This is a genomic window from Pseudomonas sp. 86_A (assembly GCF_017491705.1).
Lineage (GTDB): Bacteria > Pseudomonadota > Gammaproteobacteria > Pseudomonadales > Pseudomonadaceae > Aquipseudomonas > Aquipseudomonas koreensis.
The window spans coordinates 1-454 of sequence record NZ_JAFGYS010000163.1 but is presented as its reverse complement, the minus strand read 5'-3'; the positions used below and the strand labels follow the sequence as shown (position 1 = coordinate 454).

Here is a 454-nt window from a genome sequence, read left to right as displayed (position 1 = left end):
GCGCTGGGCGATCGCGCACAGCGTCTGCAAGAGGATCGTCGACTTGCCGATGCCCGGGTCGCCGCCGATCAGCACCACCGAGCCGTCCACCAGGCCGCCGCCCAGAACGCGATCCAGCTCGCCGGAGGCGGTGGAGAAGCGCGGCACTTCCTCGACGCTGCCTTCGGCCAGGGTCTTGCTGTTGGCCTGGTCGCCCGCCCAGCCAGCGCGCCCCGAGGGCGGCGCGGCGCCTTCGATGACGGTTTCCACCAGGGTGGTCCAGGCGCCGCAATCGCCGCATTGGCCGGCCCATTTGGGAAAGGTCGAGCCGCATTCGGTGCAGCCGTACATGCGCTTGGCCTTGGCCATGGGAACTCCGGGCAGGAAAAAGGGCACGCATGATAACGCCTGCTCTTGATCGCGATCAGCCACCGCGACGAAGGCGCGCGCCAGACTGGTGCCATCGGTTGGGAGA

The 454-nt window shown here is 68.7% G+C and carries 1 pseudogene; it reads right to left on the bottom strand.

Annotated features, from left to right (window positions below):
• Positions 1-348, bottom strand: a pseudogene (locus tag J5M57_RS28505) (DNA repair protein RadA); the annotation flags it as partial.
• Positions 349-454 lie beyond the last annotated feature (106 nt).